The organism is Acidobacteriota bacterium (assembly GCA_003225175.1).
Lineage (GTDB): Bacteria > Acidobacteriota > Terriglobia > Terriglobales > Acidobacteriaceae > Gp1-AA112.
Genome location: QIBA01000005.1, coordinates 1 through 1,235, shown reverse-complemented (window position 1 = coordinate 1,235; position 1,235 = coordinate 1). Strand labels below are relative to the sequence as shown.

Here is a 1,235-nt window from a genome sequence, read left to right as displayed (position 1 = left end):
CGGAACATTTGTTACCATACAACCTTCTTTGCCAGCAAATACAACCCGATTTAACGATACTGGCTTAAGCGCAAACCATTGGTATTGCTATCGCGTGAGGGCATTCAATGGGGGAGGTAATTCTTCTTGGTCGAACTCAGTGTCAATTCGGGCTCACTAAAAAACAGCGACGATCTTATGTGAATTGTTGCTTTAGTAAGTCTGCGCTCCGAATTCACCGTCGCTTTTTCTCTGAACTCTGGTCGCGATCCTTGTCGCCTCGGGTTTAAACGGGCGAACTCATCGACTTTGCTCCCTCTGCCTTAAGCCTCCTTTGCCGGCCCGTACCCGCGCAGATGCAGAGCAGATTTTGTTTCAATAAGATTGTATCAATCGCCAACCCAGCCTATGGGATGCCAACGAGGATTGAGGCTTAATGCCAATGAGCGGTATTCCTGGAACAAAGTAGCCAAAATAACCAAACAAGTTTACGCGACGCTTTCAGAGTCGAGACTTGGCGCTCTGCCTGAGATGACAATCAAAACCGATCCTCAATACAGCCAGGGTGTGTCACGAGTTTCAAGCGGTGGCGAGCGTCGTGCTTTGGGCGGTCTTTTGGTGCGCAAAGAATCATGGCGACTATCCGGCTTGGCCAGATTGATCCTGGCGATTGCGATCGTAGGATTGGCGACTTGGATTTTTTTGGAAATTTATTCATTTCTCGCAATCACAACGAAGGAGAGTACCGATACTCTTATTGTGGAGGGTTGGGTGCACGAGTACGTCCTTAGCATCGCGGCAAAGGAATTCAAAACCAACGGCTACAAGCGCCTTTTTACGACGGGCGGACCTGTTGATGGATTGGGTGGCTATGTGAATGATTATCAAACGTCAGCGAGTGTCGGTGCGGAAGGATTAGTGAAAGCAGGTGTTACCGCCGACGCTGTTCAGATGGTGCCTTCGCACATAATCGGTCGTGACAGAACTTACAGTTCCGCCGTTGCATTACGAAATTGGCTCCATGACAACGACGTAATTGTAAACAGCTTTAATGTCTTAACTGAGGATACTCACGCGCGTCGGACACGCCTTCTTTTTGAGGAAGTGTTCGGTAGCAAGGTGCGGGTCGGTGTCATCTCAATTCCAGACCCGGGCTATGATCAACGGCATTGGTGGCGTTATAGCCAGGGTGTAAAAGATGTGCTCACTGAGGGGGTGGCGTATATCTATGCGAAGTTTTTCTTCTGGCCGTCTGC

Annotated in this window: 1 protein-coding gene; it reads left to right on the top strand. The window is 49.3% G+C overall.

Translation table 11 applies throughout. The features are described from left to right. Positions 1-510: 510 nt before the first annotated feature. Positions 511-1,235: hypothetical protein (locus tag DMG62_00080; GenBank protein PYY25044.1), on the top strand; the 725-nt coding region annotated here is incomplete at its 3' end.